Origin of the sequence: Staphylococcus simulans (genome assembly GCF_002994445.1) — a bacterium.
Taxonomy (GTDB): Bacteria; Bacillota; Bacilli; order Staphylococcales; family Staphylococcaceae; genus Staphylococcus; species Staphylococcus simulans_B.
Genome location: NZ_MRZJ01000028.1, coordinates 1 through 1,105, shown reverse-complemented (window position 1 = coordinate 1,105; position 1,105 = coordinate 1). Strand labels below are relative to the sequence as shown.

1 protein-coding gene is annotated in these 1,105 nt (G+C 43.7%); it reads right to left on the bottom strand.

The features are described from left to right. Positions 1–1,105, bottom strand: a 1,105-nt coding sequence (locus tag C7N65_RS12505) for an FIVAR domain-containing protein (protein WP_199790698.1), incomplete at both ends; no start/stop codon positions are given.

The window sequence follows — 1,105 nt, the reverse complement described above, 5'->3', positions numbered from 1 at the left end:
TTTTAAAGCATCAAGTGCTGCTTGTTTCAATGCTGCCGCATCTGCTGCGTCTTTGGCATCTGCTACTTTCTTAGCGTTCATTGCTTCATCTAACGCTGCTTTAGCTGCGTCCACTGCTTCTTGTGAAGCATTCGGATCTGCTTGAACTTCCTTAGCTTTAGCTAATGCATCTTGGACCGCTTTATCCTCTGCATCTGCTGGATTTAGTTGGCCTAAGCCTTCGGCTGTCGCAATTGAACCTTCTAATCCTGCTTTATCTGCTTTAGCTTGTAATGCATTTTGTGCATCTTTAATTGCTTGTGCCGCTGCTTTCAACTCTTCTGGAGTCTTAGTCGCATCAGCTTTCGCTGCTTCTCCCGCAGTGATTGCTGCTTCAAATGGTGAAACAGTGCTTGGTTTATAGTCGTTTTTATTAATTGCTTTGGCTGTGTCTAATGCTTTTTGTAATTCATCTAAAGCATCTTGACGTTCTTTCGCTGCAATCGCATCATTGATTGCTTTTGTAGCTTCTGCCACTTGTTGCGGTGTTGCGTTTCCATCAGCTTTTACAACTTCACCAGCCGCAACTGCATCTTGGACTGCTTTATCTTCTGCATCCGCTGGATTTAGATCTCCTAATGCATTTGCCTTGTCAATAGCTGCTTGTAATTCTGCTTTATCTGCTTTTGCAACTAAGCCTGCTTCCGCATCTTTCAACTCTTGTGTCGCTGCTTGAATTTCTTCTACTGTTTTAGCATCTGGTGCATCTACGATTGATTGACCTTCAGATTCTTTTGTATTTAACGGCGTTACACTATTTGGAGTGTATGCATTTTTATCAAGTTGAGCTACCTTAGCTAATTCGGCTTTTAATGCATCTAGCGCTGCTTGTTTTAACGCTGCCGCATCAGCCGCGTCTTTTGCGTCTGCTACTTTCTTGGCGTTAATTGCTTCATCTAACGCTGCTTTCGCCGCATCTACTGCTTCTTGTGAAGCATTCAGATCGGCTTGGACTTCCTTAGCCTTAGCTAATGCATCTTGGACCGCTTTGTCTTCTGCGTCTGCTGGATTTAATTGGCCTAAGCCTTCGGCTGTCGCAATTGAACCTTCTAAACCTGTTTTATCC